Raw genomic sequence first — 16,369 nt, forward strand, 5'->3', positions numbered from 1 at the left:
CTGACGCCTTCGCGAGCAAGCCCGCTCCCACAGTTGGAATGCGTACCCCCTGTGGGAGCGGGCTTGCTCGCGAATAGAGTGCGCAGCACTCGCTTTTAGCGGGTCTCTTTCTGCGGTTCGCGAATCTTGTACCAGGCCACATACAGCGCCGGCAGAAACAGCAGGGTCAGCAACGTCGCCACCACGATCCCGCCAATCATCGCGTAGGCCATCGGCCCCCAGAACACTTCCCGGGCAATCGGAATCATGCCCATGCTCGCCGCCGCCGCGGTCAGCAGGATTGGTCGGCGGCGGTGCTCAGTCGCTTCCACCACCGCATCCCATGGCGCAGAGCCGTTGCGCTCGAATTCATCGATCTGCGTCACCAGAATCACCGAGTTGCGGATGATGATGCCGATCAGCGCCAGAATCCCGAGGATCGCCACGAAGCCCATCGGCGTCCCGGTCGGCACCAGCGCCAGCACCACGCCGATCAGCCCCAGCGGCGCGACACTCGCCACCAGGAACATCTTCTGCACGCTGTGCAGCTGGATCATCAGGAAGGTCGCCATCAGGAACAGCATCAACGGCAAGACCTTGGCGATCGGCCCTTGGGCCTTGCCGCTTTCCTCGACCGTACCCCCGGTGGCGACCTTGTAGCCGACCGGCAGTTTTTCAGCGAAGGCATCGATCGACGGTTTGAGCAGTTTCACCAGGTCGGTCGGCTGGATCTCGTCACGCACCGAAGCCTTGATGGTGATGGTCGGCAAGCGGTCGCGACGCCACACCAGCGGCTGCTCCAGCTCATACCGCACGGTGGCGAAGGCCAGCAGCGGAATCGACGTGCCGTTGGGTGTGACGATCTGCAGGTTCTGCAGGGTTTCCGGCGTGCCGCGTTCCGAGTTCACCGCCCGGCCGACCACGTTGATCAGGTAAATGTCGTCGTTGACCTGGGTCAACGGCGAGCCGCTGACGATGCTGTTCATCAACTTCGCCACATCTTCCGAGGACAGCCCGAGCTGACGCGCCTTGTCCTGGGCGATGTCGATGCGCAGGACTTTGCCCGGCTCGTTCCAGTCGTAAATGATCTCGCCGATGTGTTCGTTCTTGTCCAGCTCGGTCGCCAGATCAATGGCGTGCTTGCGCACCTGATCGATGTCCTTGCCGCTGACCCGATACTGAATCGGACGTCCCACCGGCGGGCCCATTTCCAGCGCCTGCACGTAACTGCCGATGCCGACGAAGTCTTTGTGCAAACGCTCGCGCAGGCGTTGGCTCAGCGCCTCACGGGCCTCGAAATCCTTGCTGACGATCACCAGTTGCGCGTAGTACGGGTTCTGCAATTGCTGGTCGAGCGGCAGGTAGAAACGGATCGCACCCTGACCGATGTAGGTGCTCCAGCGCACGATGTCCGGATCGCCCTTGAGCGTGGCTTCGAGCTTGTCCACGGCCTTGCGGGTTTCGTCGATCGAGGCGTTTTGCGGCAGGTTCAGGTCGACGAGAATTTCCGGGCGATCCGACGACGGGAAGAACTGGTTCTGCACAAAGCGCATGCAGAACACCGCCAGCACAAACAGCAGCACGGTGATGCCGATCGCCCACCAACGATTGCGCATGCACCACAGCAAACCACCGTTGAACGCCCGACCGATGCGGCCCGGCTCGGCTTCATGGGGCTTCACGTTGGTGCTGAGGATGTGCACGCCGATCACCGGCGCAAAGAACACCGCCACCACCCACGACACCAGCATCGCCACCGCGATCACCGCAAACAGGGTGAAGGTGTACTCGCCGGCGGAGCTGGCGTTGAGGCCGATGGGCACGAAACCGGCGACGGTCACCAGCGTACCGGTGAGCATCGGGAATGCCGTCGAGGTGTAGGCGAATGTCGCCGCCTGCTCCTTGGTCTCACCCATTTCCAGGCGCGTGACCATCATCTCCACGGTGATCATCGCGTCGTCCACCAGCAGGCCAAGGGCGATGATCAGCGCCCCGAGGGAAATCCGCTGCATGGTGATGCCGCTGTATTCCATGAACACGAAGACCATCGCCAGCACCAGCGGAATCGAGCATGCCACCACCAGCCCGGCGCGCACGCCGAGGCTGATGAAGCTAACCACCAGCACGATCACCACCGCTTCGAACAGCGCACTGGTGAAACCGCCGACCGCCTCTTCCACCACCACGGCCTGATCGGACACCGTATGGACGCCGACGCCAACCGGCAAATCAGCGGTGATCTGGTCGATCCGCTGGTGCAGCGCCTTGCCGAATTCCTGGACGTTACCGCCCTTCTGCATGGCAATCGCCAGACCGATTGCCGGCTTGCCGTCGAAACGGAATTCCGGCGTGGCCGGGTCGACGTAACCGCGACTGATGTCGGCGACATCGGCCAGACGATAGAAGCGGTCATTGAGCTTGAGATTGACCTCGGCCAGATCCTTCTCCGAAGCGAACTGCCCCGAGGTGCGCACCGAAATGCGCTCCGGGCCGGCCTCGATCACCCCCGCCGGGGTCACGGCGTTCTGCGATTGCAGGCTCTGCACCACCTGACGCTGGTCGATGCCCAACGCGGCGAGTTTGCGGGTGGAGAAGTTCAGGTAAATCACTTCGTCCTGCTGGCCGATCATTTCGATTTTGCCCAGCCCCGGGACGTTGCGAATCTCGGCGCGGGCCTGCTCCACATAGTCGCGCAACTGGCGCATGGTCAGGCCGTCGGCGGTAAACGCGTAGACCGAGCCGTACACATCGCCAAACTCGTCGTTGAACCCGGGGCCTTGAATGCCCTGGGGAAACTGGCCGCGAATGTCATCGATCTTCTTGCGCACCTGGTACCAGATCTCCGGGATGTCCTTGGCGCTGGTGGTGTCGCGCAGGTACACGTAGACCGTAGATTCACCGGGGCGTGTGTAGCTTTTCACGTAGTCGAGGGAGTCGAGCTCCTCGAGCTTTTTCTCGATGCGATCGGTAACCTGCTTGAGGGTTTCCTCCTGGGTCGCGCCCGGCCATTTGGTCTGGATGACCATGGTCTTAATGGTAAACGAGGGGTCTTCTTCACGGCCCAGATTGAAGTACGAAAACACCCCCATCAGCAGCGCGACAAACATCAGATACCAGACGAACGACTGATGCTTGAGGGCCCATTCGGAGAGATTGAAAGAGCCTTTCATTGACTGTCCTCGTCGAGTTTCACGGCTTGTCCGGGTTTGAGACTGTTGACGCCTGCGGTGACCACCTGCTCGCCGGACTTGACCCCGCCGGCCAGCACCACCGTGCCGTCGGTACGGCTGATCACGCTGACGTCACGGGGAGCGACGGTTTTGCTTTGGGTGTCGATCACCCAGATGCGGGTCTTGCCGTCGGCTTCCTGCAGGGCGGTGGCAGGTAATTCGATGCGCGGCTTGATCGCTGAACTGAGGGTCACGCTGATCGCCGTGCCGAGGCGGAAACCGTCCGGCGTGTTGGCCAGGGTCAGCCGTGCGCGGCGGGTGCGCGTGGCGCTTTGGGCCTGCGGTTCGATTTCGCGAATGGTTGCGGTGGTGTTGATGCTCGGGTCGAGTTGCCCGGCCACCAGAAACACCACGTCGGAAGGAATTTCATCGACCAGCGTGTCCGGCAGATCGATCACCGCTTCCTTGATGTCCGGTTGCGCCAGGGTCACCACTTGCTGACCTGCTGTCACCACTTGCCCGGCCTCGGCATTCCACGCGGTGACCACGGCTTTGTGGTCGGCGCGCAGTTCGGTGTAAGCGAGTTGATCCTGGCTCTGGTTGACCGCCGCCCGCGCCTGATCGAGCGAGGCCTGAGTGGTTTTCAGGTCGGTGGTGGCGATGTCAAGTTGCGCCTGCGCGCCAACCCCGCGATCGAACAGCGCTTGCTGCCGACGGGCATTGGCCTGGGCGTTGATCAGTTGCGCCTGGACCTTGGCCAGGTCACCCTGGGCCGAACGCAACTGGTTCTGCTGATCGGACGGGTCGAGGGTCGCCAGCAGCGTACCCTTTTGCACCTCGGCGCCGACATCGACGTTGCGACTGGCAATGCGCCCGCCGACACGGAACCCGGTGTTGCTCTCGTAACGCGCCTGAATGCTGCCGGCGAAACGCCCGAGGGTTTCCTCGTTCAGCGCCTGTACCTTGATCGACAGCACCGGCCGCACCGGCTCCGGCGGTGGCTCGCTTTTCGAGCAGGCAGCCAGCAGCACGCCGATGGACAACAGCCCCAGACGCTTCATGGCTGTGCTCCCGGTTGCAGACCTTCGTAGGTGTTTTCGGCGATTTCGACTTTCATGCCCGGGTGCAGTAGTTGCCCACCCGCGACAATCACTTTCTCACCGCCCTTGAGGCCGTCGCTGATGATGACCTTGCCGATCAGGTAGCGGCTGACGGTGACGTTGTGCAGCTGCGCTTCGCCCTTGTCGTCAACCATCCACACCGCCGGATCGCTGATGTTTTTGGTCAGCGCCGACCACGGCAATTCCACCGCCGACTTGCCGCTGCCCTTGGCCGTGGCGCTGACCACCGAGCCGAGCTGCATACCCTGCGGCAGGCTGTCGAGGGTGACCTTGACTTGCACCGTGCCGGACTGCGCCGACACCGCCGGGGTGATTTCGCGCACCGTGCCGGTGGTCTTGATGTTGGGGTTGTCGAGCAGGCTGACGACAATCGAACGCTCCGCCGGGCGCTCAGCCAGCAACGACTCATAAACGTTGAACACCGCGTCACGATCGCCATCGCGGGCCAGTTTGAAAATCGGCGCGGTGGCCTGGACCACCTGGCCGACTTCGGCTTGGCGCTCGGTAATGATGCCGGGGGCGTCAGCGACCAGCGAGGTGTAACTGAGTTGATCCTTGGCATTGGCCAGTTGCGCCTGCGCCGCGCTCAGGGCGCTCTGGCTGCTGCGCAAGGCGGCTTGTGCGGAATCGAATTCGCTCTGGCTGGTGTAGCCCTTGGGCAGCAGCTTCTGCTGACGCACGAACGCCGCCGCACTCTGCTTGACCCGCGCCTGTTCGGCGATGACCTGGGCTTGCGCGGAATCGACGTTGGTCTGCAAATCCTTGGGATCGAGTTTGGCCAGTACCTGCTTGGCGCTGACCCGGTCGCCGACATCCACCATGCGCTGAATGATCTTGCCACCGACCCGGAACGACAGTTCGGTCTGCACCCGCGCCTGCACGTCACCGGTGAGGGTCACGGCAGCGGCATAGTCCGCCGGTTTGACCTCTTGCACGAAGACCCGTGGCAAGTACTCCGCCGGGGCTTCTTTCTTGCCGCAAGCGGTCAGCAACGTGAGCAGGCTCAGCACGACAACTGTTTTCAATCCGGGACTCGCCATGCAGACTCCTTCCTGTGTACGAACGTGCAAGTGACGATACGACTGTGAGCTTAGAACAGGGTTCAACGTTCGCCTGCGTGATCTCTATATTTCCCCTGTAGGAGCTGCCGCAGGCTGCGATCTTTTGACTTTACAAAAGCAAGATCAAAAGATCGCAGCCTTCGGCAGCTCCTACAATGGTCGCCTCAAGAGAAGGATTTTCATGCTCAAGACCCTCGCGGTGGCCAATTACCGCTCGATCAACAAACTGGTGATTCCGCTGGGCCGGCTGAACCTGATCACCGGCCCCAACGGCAGCGGCAAGTCCAATCTCTATCGGGCCTTGCGCCTGCTGGCGGAGACCGCTCAGGGCGGCGTGGTCAATGCACTGGCCCGCGAGGGCGGGCTGGATTCGACCTTCTGGGCCGGGCCGGAAACCATCAGTCGGCGCATGCGCAACGGCGAAGTGGCGGTCGAGCCGACGGTGCGTCAGGGCGTCAAACGTCTGCGCCTGGGGTTTGCCGGCGAGGATTTCAGCTATTCGATCAGCCTCGGATTGCCCGACTCCAACGGACATTTCATGCTGCCGGGGGACACTCATCCCAGCCCCTCGCGCTTCAGTCTCGATCCGCAGATCAAGCGCGAATGCATCTGGGCCGGGCCGCTCTATCGCCCGGCCAGCCTGCTGGTGGATCGCAACGGCCCGATGATTCGCGCCCGCGAAGGCCGCAGCTGGGACGTGCTGGCGCAGCACACCCCGAATTTTGACAGCCTGTTCGATCAGATCGGCAGCCTGCGCAGTTCGCCGGAGGTGTTCCAGATGCGCGAGTTCATCCGCCGCTGGCGCTTCTACGATCACTTTCGCAGCGACGCCGACGCCCCGGTGCGCCAACCGCAACTGGGTACGCGCACGCCGGTGCTGCACCACGACGGCCGCGACCTCGCCGCAGCCCTGCAGACCATCAATGAAATCGGCGACCCCGAGGCGTTGCAGGCGGCGATCAGCGACGCGTTTCCCGGCGCAAGACTGAACATCGCACCGCTGGCCGGCGGACGCTTTGCCATCGAGTTCTTTCAGGAGGGGTTGCTGCGGCCATTGTCGGCGGCAGAGTTGTCGGACGGCACGCTGCGTTATCTGTTGCTGATCGCCGCGCTACTGACGCCACGCCCGCCGTCATTGATGGTGCTCAACGAACCGGAAACCAGTCTGCATCCGGATCTGTTGCCGGCGCTGGCGCGCTTGATCATTCGCGCGTCGGAACGGTGTCAGGTGTGGGTGGTGTCGCATGCGCGGCGATTGATATCGGCGTTGCAGGAAGATCCCGAATGCAACTGCATCGTGCTGGAGAAGACACTGGGGCAGACCGGAATTGTTGGCCAGCGGGTGCTCGATGAGCCGGCGTGGAACTGGCCGGATTGAGCGGCGCCTGAACCACCGCTTTCGCGAGCAAGCCCGCTCCCACAGGGGCATGCATTCCAACTGTGGGAGCGGGCTTGCTCGCGAAGAGGGCCTTCAGGTCAGCGCAGATTTAACGGCCAATCACCCCTGCCACTTGCCACCCTCGACAATCACACTCTCAGGCTGGGTGTCATCGCTCAGTTCTTTACGCACATATTGGTCATACAGCTTGAGCAGGTATTTCTCTTCACCCAACTTGGCCAGTTCGGTATTCACCCAGTCACGCAGCTCGACGTTGCCCTTCTTCACTGCCGGGGCAATCGGTGCTTCGGCGCCGAGTTTTTCCTCCAGCACGCGGTAGCCCGGGTTCTGCTTGGCCCAGCTGAACAGCACCAGATTGTCCTGCGCATAGGCATCGCCGCGACCGTTGGCCAGTGCTTGCAACGACTCGGAATTTTTCTCGAACTTCAGCAGTTTCCAGTCCGGATGATTCTTGGTCAGCCAGATGTCGGCGGTGGTGCCGGTGGTGACGATAGTGGTGCGGGTCGCCAGGTCATCGAGGTTCTTCACGGAACTGCCCTGCGGTACCAGCGCCTGGACTGCGACCTTGAGGTTCGGGTTGGTGAATTCCACCGCTTCCTTGCGCTCCGGGGTCACGGTCATGTTGGCGAGGATCAGGTCGACCTTGTCGCTCTGCAGGAACGGAATGCGGCTCGCCGGTTCCACGGCCACGAACTCGACCTTGTTCTCGTCGCCCAGCAGATCCTTGGCGAAGCGCCGACCGATGTCGGTGTCGAAGCCGACGTAGCGCCCGGCCTCATCGACGAAACCGAACGGTGGCTTGTCGGTGAACACGCCGACAATCAGTTTGTCGCGGGCTTTGATCTTGTCCAGGTAACCGGCTGGCGCGGTGCTTTCGCTGGCGACTTTCGGCTTGGCCGGTTCTTCGGATTTGTTGCAGCCGGCGAGCAGCGCGAGCCCCAGCAGCGGCAGTAAAAACAGGGATGACTTGGCAGTTTTCATAGCGGTTCCAGTTCCTTTGTCGGATTCGTTTCAGGCAGTGTTGCAACGAAGGAGAACTTCTCCAGAAACTGCTGCGCGCGTGCGGTTTGCGGGTTCGTAAAGAAAATCTCGGGCGGGTTCTGTTCAAGGATGCGTCCGGCATCCATGAACACGATGCGGTCGGCCACCGCGCGGGCGAAGGCCATTTCGTGGGTGACGATCAGCAGGGTCATGCCCTCGCGGGCCAGGCCCTGAATCACTTGCAGCACTTCCTTGACCATCTCCGGGTCGAGGGCGGCGGTGACTTCATCGAAGAGCATGACCCGCGGGTTCATGCACAACGAACGGACGATGGCGATGCGTTGCTGCTGGCCGCCGGAGAGCTGGCGCGGGAACGCATCGCGCTTGTCCGCCAGGCCCACGCGCTCAAGCAAGGCTTCGGCTTGCTGCTGCGCTTCACGGCGCTGGCGCTTTTGCACCTTGAGCGGGCCGAGCAGCAAATTGTCGAGCACGCTCATGTGCGGAAACAGGTGATAACTCTGGAACACCATACCGATCTGCTGACGCACTTCGCGCCAGTCGGTGACCTTGTCCAGCAACTCGCGTCCGGCAAATTTCAGGCTGCCGCTGTGTGCGCTTTCCAGGCCGTTGAGGCAGCGCAGCAACGTGCTTTTGCCGCAACCGCTGGGGCCGAGGATGACGATCACTTCGCCGCTGCGCACTTGCAGGTCGATGCCTTTGAGCACCTGCTGTTCGCCGTAGAATTTGTTGAAACCCTGAAACTCGATCAATGCGCTCATGCTTGCGTCCAGCGCCGCTCCAGCACGCGCGAGGCGGCCGACAGCGGGTAGCAGATGAAAAAGAAAAACAGAAACAGCGCGCCGTAGATCAGCACCGATTCGTAGGTGCGCTCGATGATCTGCTGGCCGACCTTGATCACATCGACCACGCCAATCAGCACCGCCAGCGAGCTGGTCTTGATGATTCGCGTGTAGACGTTGATGGTCGGCGGCGTCATGCGTTTCAGCGCCTGCGGCAGCAGCACGTAGCCGTACAGTTGCGCCGCGTTCAGGCCGATCGACAGCCCCGCCTCACGCTGCCCGCGCGGCAATGAATGCAGCGCACCGCGCGCCACTTCGCCGACCTCACTGGCGCCCCACAGCGACAGCACCAGCACCGCGCACCAGAAGCTCGGCAGGCTCAAACCGAAGAAAATCGGCAGGCCGAAAAACAGCAGGTACAGCCAGACCAGCACCGGGATCGCCCGGAACAGTTCCAGATAGACCCGCAGGATCGCGTTCAGCCACCTCACGTTGAGCGTGCGCAATACGCCGTAGAGCACGCCGCCAATGGTGCTGATCGCAATGCTCAGGAACGAGATCGACAAGGTTTGCCCGGCGCCTTTTGCCAGTTGCGGCAACGACACCCAAAGCAGTTCAAGACCCGAACTGGCCATGCTGGAGCCTCCTTTCCAAACGACTGAGCAACAGCGACAGCGGCAAGAACAACAGCACGCAGATCAGCGTCAGCACGGCGAGCATTTCGTAGGTTTTGTAATAGAGCGCGATGTAGCTCTTGGTGGTGTAGAGGATTTCCGGCACGGCCACCGCCGAGACCACGGTGGTTTCCTTGAGCAGGAAAATGAAATTGGCGAACAGCGACGGCAGGCTGAGAATCCCCGCTTGCGGCAGGATCACGTAGCGCAGCAACTGGCCGTGGGACAGGCCGATGGAACGCCCCGATTCCAGTTGCGCCTGCGGTACCGCATCGACGCCGGCGCGCAGCACTTCGGTGAGGTAGGCACCGCCAAGGAAAGTCATGGTGATGATTGCCGCGGTGAATCCGGAAACCTTGATCCCCAGCGCCGGCAGGGCGAAGTAGACGAAGAACAGTTGAATCAGCAGCGGCGTGTTGCGCGCCAGTTCCACATACAGGCCGACGGCGCGTTGCAGGTAAGGCGTGCGGAACACCAGGATCGTTGCATTGAGCAGCGCCACCAGCAGCGACGTGCCGATGGCGATGAACCCGACTTGCAGCGTCACGCCCACAGCCTTGAGAAAGGCCGGCAGGGTACTGAGGATAAAGGCGTAATCGAAAGTCATGAAGCATCCTGGACGTCGCTCGGTAAGCGACGGTCATGCAGTCCATGGACAGCGGGTAACTGTCCGGCAGGCGCTGACTTTATAGGTATAAAAACAAGAATTTAAATACCGTTAAAGCATATTGATATCACGCAAAAAACTATCCTGTGGGTTTGCCGGGAAGGAATAAGAAGGCTATTTTCCCTTGCGCTGTAGGAAGGATCTTTTTTGCATGAAAGCCCTCCAAGGACGAACAGCTTTTGGCCAGACTTCCCCGGCCAAACCATTACAAGGAAGACAACATGGACGTAAAAGTGCCGCAGCGACTGGATCCGCAGGACATCGTGAAATTGCTCGTGGCGTTGCGCCGGGCGTTGAAGGCTCAGGTAACCTGAGGTCAGGATCAACAGCACCCTCACCCCAGCCCTCTCCCCGAGGGAGAGGGGGCCGACCGCAGTGTCTGGCGATTAACATCGACCTGAAAGATAGAGTCGATTATGGATTCGGCAGAAAACTTTCACGTCGGTGTACTTCTACAGCATCCCCCAATCAGTCCCCTCTCCCTTTGGGAGAGGGCTAGGGTGAGGGGCTTTTCAACGCACGCACAAAAACGCCGATGCCCATCACTGGCCATCGGCGTTTTCATACCTTGAAGGGGTGGTTCAAGCCTCGGATCAGAACGCCGGCAATACCGCGCCGTTGTACTTCTTCTCGATGAACGCTTTGACTTCCGGGCTGGTCAGCGCAGCGGCGAGTTTCTTGATGGCGTCGCTGTTTTTGTTGTCCTCACGGGCTACCAGGAAGTTCACGTAAGGCGAGTCAGCGCCTTCGATCACCAGCGCATCCTTGGTCGGGTTCAGCTTGGCTTCCAGCGCGTAGTTGGTGTTGATCATGTCCAGATCAACTTCCTTCAGCACGCGTGGCAGCAGGGCCGACTCCAGTTCCTTGAACTTGAAGTTGTGCGGGTTCTTGGCGATGTCCTTAGGGGTCGCCAGAGCGTTTTTCGGATCTTTCAGCTCGATCAGACCCGCCTTCTGCAGCAGGATCAGCGCACGGCCGCTGTTGCTGCCTTCGTTCGGGATAGCGATGGTCGCGCCATCCGGCAGATCAGCCAGTTTCTTGTACTTGCTCGAGTAGCCACCAAACGGTTCAACGTGCACGCCTTGCACGGTCACCAGGTACTTGGACTTATCGTCCTTGTATTTGCCGGCGTTGAAGCTGTCCAGGTAAGGCTTGGTCTGGAAGTAGTTGGCATCCAGACGCTTCTCGCCAACCTGCACGTTCGGCTGCACGTAGTCGGTGAAGACCTTGATTTCCAGATCCACGCCTTCTTTAGCCAGGGTCGGTTTGATCAGCTCAAGAATTTCCGCGTGCGGCACCGGAGTCGCCGCCACTACCAGTTTCTCGCCGGCCTGGGCCAGGGAAGCAGTCAGAGCAGCCGCCAATGCGGTAAACAACAGAACCTTTTTCATGCAGTGTCCTTATCGAGAATCACGGTCGCGAATGGCGACGGCCATTAATACGAGTGCCATTGAAGTGCTATCTCTGGCGTGAAGCGGACAATACCGGGATTTTTTATTCCCGCACAATAACGTTTATTCACTTTGATATTCCATTTCGTTCATACAGAACCAAACGGCTACAACTGCTGGCTCAAACCAATCAGCAGATCTTTCAAAGCCTTACGTTCGTCGACGCTACCACCGATATTGATTTGAGCTACCAGTCGTTCGATCTGAAGCTGCGGCCCAGACACTTCGGGCAGGTTCAGGTGCTCTGGCAGGATTTCATCGCCGGTGCTGACCAGCAGCGCAAAGTGAATGACGTTTTCCAGCTCGCGGGTATTGCCCGGCCAGCTGTGTCGCTCCAGCAGGTGCTGCGCCGCTTCGCTGATCAATGGCACCGGCAGATCCAGGCGCTGGCTGTAGATGCCGAGGAAATACTCCGCCAGCGACAGGATGTCGCCAATCCGCTCGCGCAGCGCCGGCAATTCCAGCTGACCTTCGCTGAGGTAGTGGTAGAGCCGTTCGTGGAATTTTCCGGCGTCCACCGCTTGTGCCAGATCGATGCTGGTGGCTGCGACCAACCGCACATCCACCGGGCTTGGCTGATGCGCGCCGACGCGGGTGACTTCGTGGTTTTCCAGGGCGGCGAGCAGTTTGATCTGGATCGGCAACGGCAGATCGCCGATTTCGTCCAGATACAAGGTGCCGCCATTGGCCGAACCGAACCAGCCGGCCCGACTGCTCGCCGAACCTGTATAGCTGCCGGCGGCATAGCCGAATAGCTCGGCATCGGCGTAGGTCGGGCTGATCGCACCGCAGTTGACCGAGACGAACAGACCGCTGCGATCACTGGCTCGGTGAATGTGACGGGCGAGCAACTCTTTACCGGTACCGGTCTCGCCACGGATCAATACCGAGATGGCACGCGGCGCCAGGTGCTCCAGCTCCTCACGCAACTTGCGGGAACGGGGATCGACGAACACCAGCGCCTTGGCGCGAATGCTCAGGGGACTTTTTTCCGCATCGGGAAAGGTCAGCAACGGCTGACCGAACGTTTCGAAACTCATGGCAGACTCCCGCCCAGAACCGCCGGCAGACGGGGGCGTTCAGAAAAGAAAAAGGTTCAAGCGCGACGCCGGGCGTGGTGTTCCATACGGTTCTGCAGGCGATACAGATAAGCGAAACCCTGCTCCCAACGCTGATGCCCGGACTTGACGTTGATGTGCCCGGCCCCGGCAAGAATTCCCGCCTCGGCGCCCCAGTTGCGCGCCAGCTCCAGGGCACGCGGGGCGCTGACGGCGGCGTCGTTGTCGGAACTGACCACCTGGCTGGGGAACGGCAACAGATCGGTCGGGATCGGCGCGAAATTGCGCAACGCAGGCGCGCAGGCCGGACGCTCGACATCGGCAGGTGCGACCAGCAACGCACCGCGCACCTGACGCAGATATTGCACGGGCGCGGTGGCAGCCCAATGCGCAACGGTGATGCATCCCAGGCTGTGAGCAATCAGGATCACCGGTGTGCTGTCGGCGGCAATCGCTTCGGCCAGCGCCGCAACCCAGTCTTCACGGCGCGGGGTCAGCCAGTCGGCCTGCTCCACGCGTGCGCTGTTGGGCAGACTGTTCTGCCAGTGGGTTTGCCAATGATCTTCTGGCGATCCTTGCCAGCCCGGCACAATCAGGTAGCGGATTGATTCGTTGCGCATGGGGAGCTCTCCTGCGTCGTGTCTGTTCCTGATCGAGTATAGGGACGGGATTTATATTCGTTAAGGAATAAGAAGCTATTTATTAAGACCTAAATTGAATATATGATTTGTGTACGACTTTAAATCCTTTACCCCTCACCCCAGCCCTCTCCCGAGGGAGAGGGAGCTAATTTTTGAGCTTTTCAAATCCTGAGTTCGACTAGATATCCCACGTCAGCGTACGTCTACCAAACACCTAGATCAGTCCCCTCTCCCTCTGGGAGAGGGCTAGGGTGAGGGCTTTGTTTTCTATGCCAGAAATAAAAAAAGGGCCGCACCCTGCCAAGGAGACGGCCCCGGAAAAACGTAAATCCTGTTACCGCGCGGTGATCACCGACAATTTGGTAATCCCTGCCCGCTCGATCGAAGCCATGGCCCGCGCCACTTCGCCGTAGTTCACCCCGTCGTCGGCCTGCAATTGCACGCGCACTTCCGGGTCCTTGGCCTTGGCCGACTTGAGGTTGAATTCCAGCAAGTCCGGCTGGATTTCATCCTTGTTGATAAACAGTTTGCCGGCGCCGTCGATGCTCACCACCAGCGGATCTTTCTGCTCGACCGGTGCTACCGCTTCGGTCTTTGGCAGGTTGATCGGGATCGCGTTGGTCAGCAGCGGCGCGGTGACGATAAACACCACCAGCAGCACCAGCATCACGTCCACCAGCGGTGTCACGTTGATCTCGCTCAGCACCTCGTCGCTGTCTTGTGTGGAGAAGGCCATGTCAGGACGCCTCCTTCACTTTTGGTGCGTTGCCCGGTGCCGCTACCTTGTTTGCAGTCGGGTGGATCAGCACACGGAACGCACTCTTCTGCGCCAGGCTGTAGAAGTCGTGGGCGAAGTCATCCAGATCCGCCGCCGTCAGTTTCAGACGCCGCAAAAAGTAGTTGTAAACCAGCACCGCCGGTACCGCGACGGCGATCCCCACACCGGTGGCAACCAGTGCCGCACCGATTGGACCGGCGACCGTTTCCAGGCTCGCCGAGCCTGCCGCGCTGATGCCTTTCAACGCCTCCATGATTCCCCACACCGTGCCGAACAGACCAATGAACGGCGAGGTGCTGCCAATACTTGCGACCACTGCCAGACCGGTTTCCAGCGAACGGCGTTCACGGACGATCTGCTGACGCAGGGCACGCTCCAACCGATCCTGATGGTTGATCGCCTGGCTCAGGTCATTGGCCTGCGGCGCCTCACCCACCTGAATCGCCGCGTAACCGGCCTGAGCGACTCGTGCCGCAGCACCAGGCTGGGTTTCGCTCAACTCAGCGGCGGAATCCAGACTCGACGCCGCCCAGAAACGTTTATGAAACTTGCGATCCTGCGCCTTCAGACGACCGAACTGCACAGCCTTGAGCAGCGCCAGTCCCCAGGTGGCAACGGAAAAAACCACCAGCAGCCAGATCACCGCGCTTTCGATGGATTCCAGTGGAGAGGCCAGTAACGTCATGATGTATTCCCTCGTGTAAACATTTAGCGCGAATAGGTTTCGGTTTAATGAATCTTGAAATCGATGGGCACGCTGACCCAGCCGTCCTGGGCGACATCACCCTGCTTGGCCGGCACGAAGCTCCACTGTTTGACGGCATTGAGTGCCGCATCGTCGAGCTGTTGCCGACCACTGCTTTTCTGAATCTGAATTTCACCCGGCTTGCCATTGGCCAACACGTGCACCCTTAACAACACCGTGCCTTCCCAGCCGCGACGCTGGGCCAGCGACGGATATTCCGGCGCCGGGTTCTTCAAATACGCGGCGTTGGCCGAGGCCGGTGTCACTGGCGCGGGAGCCGGTGGGGCGGGCGGTGCCGGGGCGGCAACCGGAGCGGCCGGTTGCGGCGGCGCGGGCGGTTGTTCAACAGCTTTGGGCGCCGGTTTCGGCACCGGTTTGGCCACCGGTTTCGGCTTGGGTTTGGGAATCGGTTTGGGTGGCGGAGGCTTCACCGCCAACTCGTCTTCAACCGGCGGCGGTGGCTCAACCACCGGTGCCGGTGGCGGCGGTTCGACCACTGGTGGCGCGGGTGGCGCCGGCCGCGAAAACTCGATGGTCATCGGCGGAATTTCCGGCGGCACGATCGGCAACGCCGGCGTCGGATGCTGGTTGATCCAGTAGATCACCGCACCGTGCACCAGCAGCGCCAGCACGCCGAGCAGAATGGTTTCACGGCGGCTCAGAATGCCCTTGGGTGCACGCTGCAAACGCAACTGCCCCAGCGGCACACGATGCGGCCGGCCGAGATCGACCAATTCGCCACTCGGCGTCTGACGCCACAGCAATTCCTGTGCGCTGGCGGCGGTCTGGACATTGCCCATTGATTCACTCCCTGCGGTCTCTTTGCGAAGTACCCGACCGGTCGCCGCAAACATCCCCCGGGCGGCCGGTCGTTGGGTGAATCATTGGAGCAATCGCTTATCTCCGAAAGTAACTTTTATCGATGTGTTTAGATTTTTTACGAATATCAGTTTTCGCAGATTGTCGCGAAGCCACGGCCTGCAAGGCCTGGCGCCGAGGGCTGAATTTACAATGCTTTTCAAGCATGAAAAATATTCGGCGAAGGCATGCGAAACCCGCTCATTTCGCGCTTCTTCAGCGGTTTTGCCGGATGAATTCCAGGCCATTCAACCCGGTGTTGCCCATCATGTCCGCCGCGCTGCCCATTGCCCGCAAGCGCGTGTAGGCCTGATCGGGCGAGAACATCACCCAGGCTTGCGCCGTGCCATCGACCGTCAGCGTATTGAAAGAGATAGCGACCGGGCCTGTTGAAAAGCCATGCCTGAAATGAAAATTGCCAAATGCGATCGGGTAATCGGTGCCGGACACGGACAACGTGCCGGTGAAACTGCCGGTGCGGTCATCGCCCTCGGTCAGGGTCAAGGTTGTATCTGAAGGTTCATGACGATAAACGCCATTGATCGTGGACATGTGCAGCATCCTTGCTTGTGTTTGAGAAGAAATCTGGCGCTGGCTGCGCCTCATGCGTGGCGAACGAAGTCGCCCGGCAGGCTGCTGACCACGCCGTCATAGGTAACGCGCACGCAGTGCCCCTGCAGTTCATGAGTGCCGCGACTTGGCGAGAACAGGGTCAGGGCGAAATAACCGTGATCCTGGTTATTGGCAATCAGCGTGACCACGGTTGGCGGCTGGTAGCCGTTGAGGCTGGCATAACGGCCATTGACGATGCCGTAGTTGATGCCTTGGTGATGCAACGTGCCGCCGAAGACCCCGATGCGGTCATCGGAATCGACAATGGTCAGAGAGGGCCCATCGAGGGTATTGGAATAAAGCGCGTTTTGCATGTAAGCGTCCTGCTCGAATGATTGAGTTCACCTCGAGCTTAGAATCAGACGCCAGAAAAC

The 16,369-nt window shown here is 60.6% G+C and carries 16 protein-coding genes; 1 reads left to right on the top strand and 15 read right to left on the bottom strand.

Annotated elements, in window-relative coordinates; translation table 11 throughout:
• Window positions 1-95 precede the first annotated feature (95 nt).
• The 3 genes from KCG87_RS05965 to KCG87_RS05975 are packed head-to-tail and all read right to left on the bottom strand — an operon-like array spanning window position 96 to window position 5,310.
• A complete protein-coding gene (locus tag KCG87_RS05965; protein ID WP_027611180.1) occupies window positions 96-3,149 on the bottom strand; it encodes an efflux RND transporter permease subunit in 3,054 nt (1,017 codons plus the stop codon).
• On the bottom strand, window positions 3,146-4,210 hold the full coding sequence (locus tag KCG87_RS05970; RefSeq protein ID WP_098966644.1) for an efflux RND transporter periplasmic adaptor subunit: 1,065 nt from the start codon (window positions 4,208-4,210) through the stop codon (window positions 3,146-3,148). The genes KCG87_RS05965 and KCG87_RS05970 overlap by 4 nt, the downstream gene beginning before the upstream one ends.
• Window positions 4,207-5,310, bottom strand: a complete 1,104-nt coding sequence (locus tag KCG87_RS05975) for an efflux RND transporter periplasmic adaptor subunit (protein ID WP_096797448.1) — start codon at window positions 5,308-5,310, stop codon at window positions 4,207-4,209. The genes KCG87_RS05970 and KCG87_RS05975 overlap by 4 nt, the downstream gene beginning before the upstream one ends.
• A gap of 202 nt (window positions 5,311-5,512) precedes the next feature.
• Here KCG87_RS05975 and KCG87_RS05980 point away from each other — a divergent pair, with 202 nt between their 5' ends.
• Complete coding sequence (locus KCG87_RS05980; protein ID WP_210556873.1) at window positions 5,513-6,709, top strand: AAA family ATPase; 1,197 nt, start codon at window positions 5,513-5,515, stop codon at window positions 6,707-6,709.
• Window positions 6,710-6,829: 120 nt separating this feature from the next.
• On the opposite strand, the gene KCG87_RS05985 is transcribed toward KCG87_RS05980, so the two are convergent.
• From KCG87_RS05985 to KCG87_RS06040, 12 genes are all read right to left on the bottom strand, one after another.
• On the bottom strand, window positions 6,830-7,711 hold the full coding sequence (locus tag KCG87_RS05985; RefSeq protein WP_210556875.1) for a transporter substrate-binding domain-containing protein: 882 nt from the start codon (window positions 7,709-7,711) through the stop codon (window positions 6,830-6,832).
• The gene (locus KCG87_RS05990) at window positions 7,708-8,490 is read right to left on the bottom strand and encodes an amino acid ABC transporter ATP-binding protein (RefSeq protein WP_098966639.1); all 783 of its coding nucleotides are present in this window, start codon (window positions 8,488-8,490) and stop codon (window positions 7,708-7,710) included. The genes KCG87_RS05985 and KCG87_RS05990 overlap by 4 nt, the downstream gene beginning before the upstream one ends.
• Complete coding sequence (locus tag KCG87_RS05995) at window positions 8,487-9,146, bottom strand: amino acid ABC transporter permease (RefSeq protein ID WP_134785172.1); 660 nt, start codon at window positions 9,144-9,146, stop codon at window positions 8,487-8,489. Before KCG87_RS05995 ends, KCG87_RS05990 begins: the two co-directional genes overlap by 4 nt.
• Complete coding sequence (locus KCG87_RS06000; protein WP_003220579.1) at window positions 9,127-9,792, bottom strand: amino acid ABC transporter permease; 666 nt, start codon at window positions 9,790-9,792, stop codon at window positions 9,127-9,129. The genes KCG87_RS05995 and KCG87_RS06000 overlap by 20 nt, the downstream gene beginning before the upstream one ends.
• A gap of 653 nt (window positions 9,793-10,445) precedes the next feature.
• The gene (locus KCG87_RS06005; RefSeq protein WP_027611172.1) at window positions 10,446-11,243 is read right to left on the bottom strand and encodes a MetQ/NlpA family ABC transporter substrate-binding protein; all 798 of its coding nucleotides are present in this window, start codon (window positions 11,241-11,243) and stop codon (window positions 10,446-10,448) included.
• A gap of 167 nt (window positions 11,244-11,410) precedes the next feature.
• Entirely contained in the window at window positions 11,411-12,343 is a 933-nt protein-coding gene (locus tag KCG87_RS06010; RefSeq protein WP_096797445.1) for a sigma 54-interacting transcriptional regulator, read from the bottom strand.
• Between the two features lie 56 nt (window positions 12,344-12,399).
• Entirely contained in the window at window positions 12,400-12,981 is a 582-nt protein-coding gene (locus KCG87_RS06015; RefSeq protein WP_003220572.1) for an alpha/beta hydrolase, read from the bottom strand.
• 355 nt (window positions 12,982-13,336) lie between these two features.
• Complete coding sequence (locus KCG87_RS06020; RefSeq protein ID WP_003220570.1) at window positions 13,337-13,738, bottom strand: biopolymer transporter ExbD; 402 nt, start codon at window positions 13,736-13,738, stop codon at window positions 13,337-13,339.
• A gap of 1 nt (window position 13,739) precedes the next feature.
• The gene (locus tag KCG87_RS06025) at window positions 13,740-14,465 is read right to left on the bottom strand and encodes a MotA/TolQ/ExbB proton channel family protein (RefSeq protein WP_098966635.1); all 726 of its coding nucleotides are present in this window, start codon (window positions 14,463-14,465) and stop codon (window positions 13,740-13,742) included.
• A 44-nt stretch (window positions 14,466-14,509) separates the two neighbouring features.
• Window positions 14,510-15,325, bottom strand: a complete 816-nt coding sequence (locus KCG87_RS06030) for an energy transducer TonB (protein WP_097086849.1) — start codon at window positions 15,323-15,325, stop codon at window positions 14,510-14,512.
• 274 nt (window positions 15,326-15,599) lie between these two features.
• Complete coding sequence (locus KCG87_RS06035; protein WP_210556877.1) at window positions 15,600-15,935, bottom strand: hypothetical protein; 336 nt, start codon at window positions 15,933-15,935, stop codon at window positions 15,600-15,602.
• Between the two features lie 50 nt (window positions 15,936-15,985).
• Window positions 15,986-16,309 carry a hypothetical protein gene (locus KCG87_RS06040; protein WP_210556879.1) on the bottom strand — a complete coding sequence of 108 codons (324 nt, stop codon included), beginning with the start codon at window positions 16,307-16,309 and terminating at the stop codon, window positions 15,986-15,988.
• Window positions 16,310-16,369: the final 60 nt, after the last annotated feature.

The sequence above is a fragment of the Pseudomonas sp. MWU347 genome, from assembly GCF_017947305.1.
Taxonomy (GTDB): domain Bacteria; phylum Pseudomonadota; class Gammaproteobacteria; order Pseudomonadales; family Pseudomonadaceae; genus Aquipseudomonas; species Aquipseudomonas putida_A.

Excerpts from the sequence above, each read along its gene's own strand:
- KCG87_RS05965 (WP_027611180.1), bottom strand. The coding sequence starts at position 3,149 with ATGAAAGGCTCTTTCAATCTCTCCGAATGGGCCCTCAAGCATCAGTCG.
- KCG87_RS05970 (WP_098966644.1), bottom strand. The coding sequence starts at position 4,210 with ATGAAGCGTCTGGGGCTGTTGTCCATCGGCGTGCTGCTGGCTGCCTGC.
- KCG87_RS05975 (WP_096797448.1), bottom strand. The coding sequence starts at position 5,310 with ATGGCGAGTCCCGGATTGAAAACAGTTGTCGTGCTGAGCCTGCTCACG.
- KCG87_RS05980 (WP_210556873.1), top strand. The coding sequence starts at position 5,513 with ATGCTCAAGACCCTCGCGGTGGCCAATTACCGCTCGATCAACAAACTG.
- KCG87_RS05985 (WP_210556875.1), bottom strand. The coding sequence starts at position 7,711 with ATGAAAACTGCCAAGTCATCCCTGTTTTTACTGCCGCTGCTGGGGCTC.
- KCG87_RS05990 (WP_098966639.1), bottom strand. The coding sequence starts at position 8,490 with ATGAGCGCATTGATCGAGTTTCAGGGTTTCAACAAATTCTACGGCGAA.
- KCG87_RS05995 (WP_134785172.1), bottom strand. The coding sequence starts at position 9,146 with ATGGCCAGTTCGGGTCTTGAACTGCTTTGGGTGTCGTTGCCGCAACTG.
- KCG87_RS06000 (WP_003220579.1), bottom strand. The coding sequence starts at position 9,792 with ATGACTTTCGATTACGCCTTTATCCTCAGTACCCTGCCGGCCTTTCTC.
- KCG87_RS06005 (WP_027611172.1), bottom strand. The coding sequence starts at position 11,243 with ATGAAAAAGGTTCTGTTGTTTACCGCATTGGCGGCTGCTCTGACTGCT.
- KCG87_RS06010 (WP_096797445.1), bottom strand. The coding sequence starts at position 12,343 with ATGAGTTTCGAAACGTTCGGTCAGCCGTTGCTGACCTTTCCCGATGCG.
- KCG87_RS06015 (WP_003220572.1), bottom strand. The coding sequence starts at position 12,981 with ATGCGCAACGAATCAATCCGCTACCTGATTGTGCCGGGCTGGCAAGGA.
- KCG87_RS06020 (WP_003220570.1), bottom strand. The coding sequence starts at position 13,738 with ATGGCCTTCTCCACACAAGACAGCGACGAGGTGCTGAGCGAGATCAAC.
- KCG87_RS06025 (WP_098966635.1), bottom strand. The coding sequence starts at position 14,465 with ATGACGTTACTGGCCTCTCCACTGGAATCCATCGAAAGCGCGGTGATC.
- KCG87_RS06030 (WP_097086849.1), bottom strand. The coding sequence starts at position 15,325 with ATGGGCAATGTCCAGACCGCCGCCAGCGCACAGGAATTGCTGTGGCGT.
- KCG87_RS06035 (WP_210556877.1), bottom strand. The coding sequence starts at position 15,935 with ATGTCCACGATCAATGGCGTTTATCGTCATGAACCTTCAGATACAACC.
- KCG87_RS06040 (WP_210556879.1), bottom strand. The coding sequence starts at position 16,309 with ATGCAAAACGCGCTTTATTCCAATACCCTCGATGGGCCCTCTCTGACC.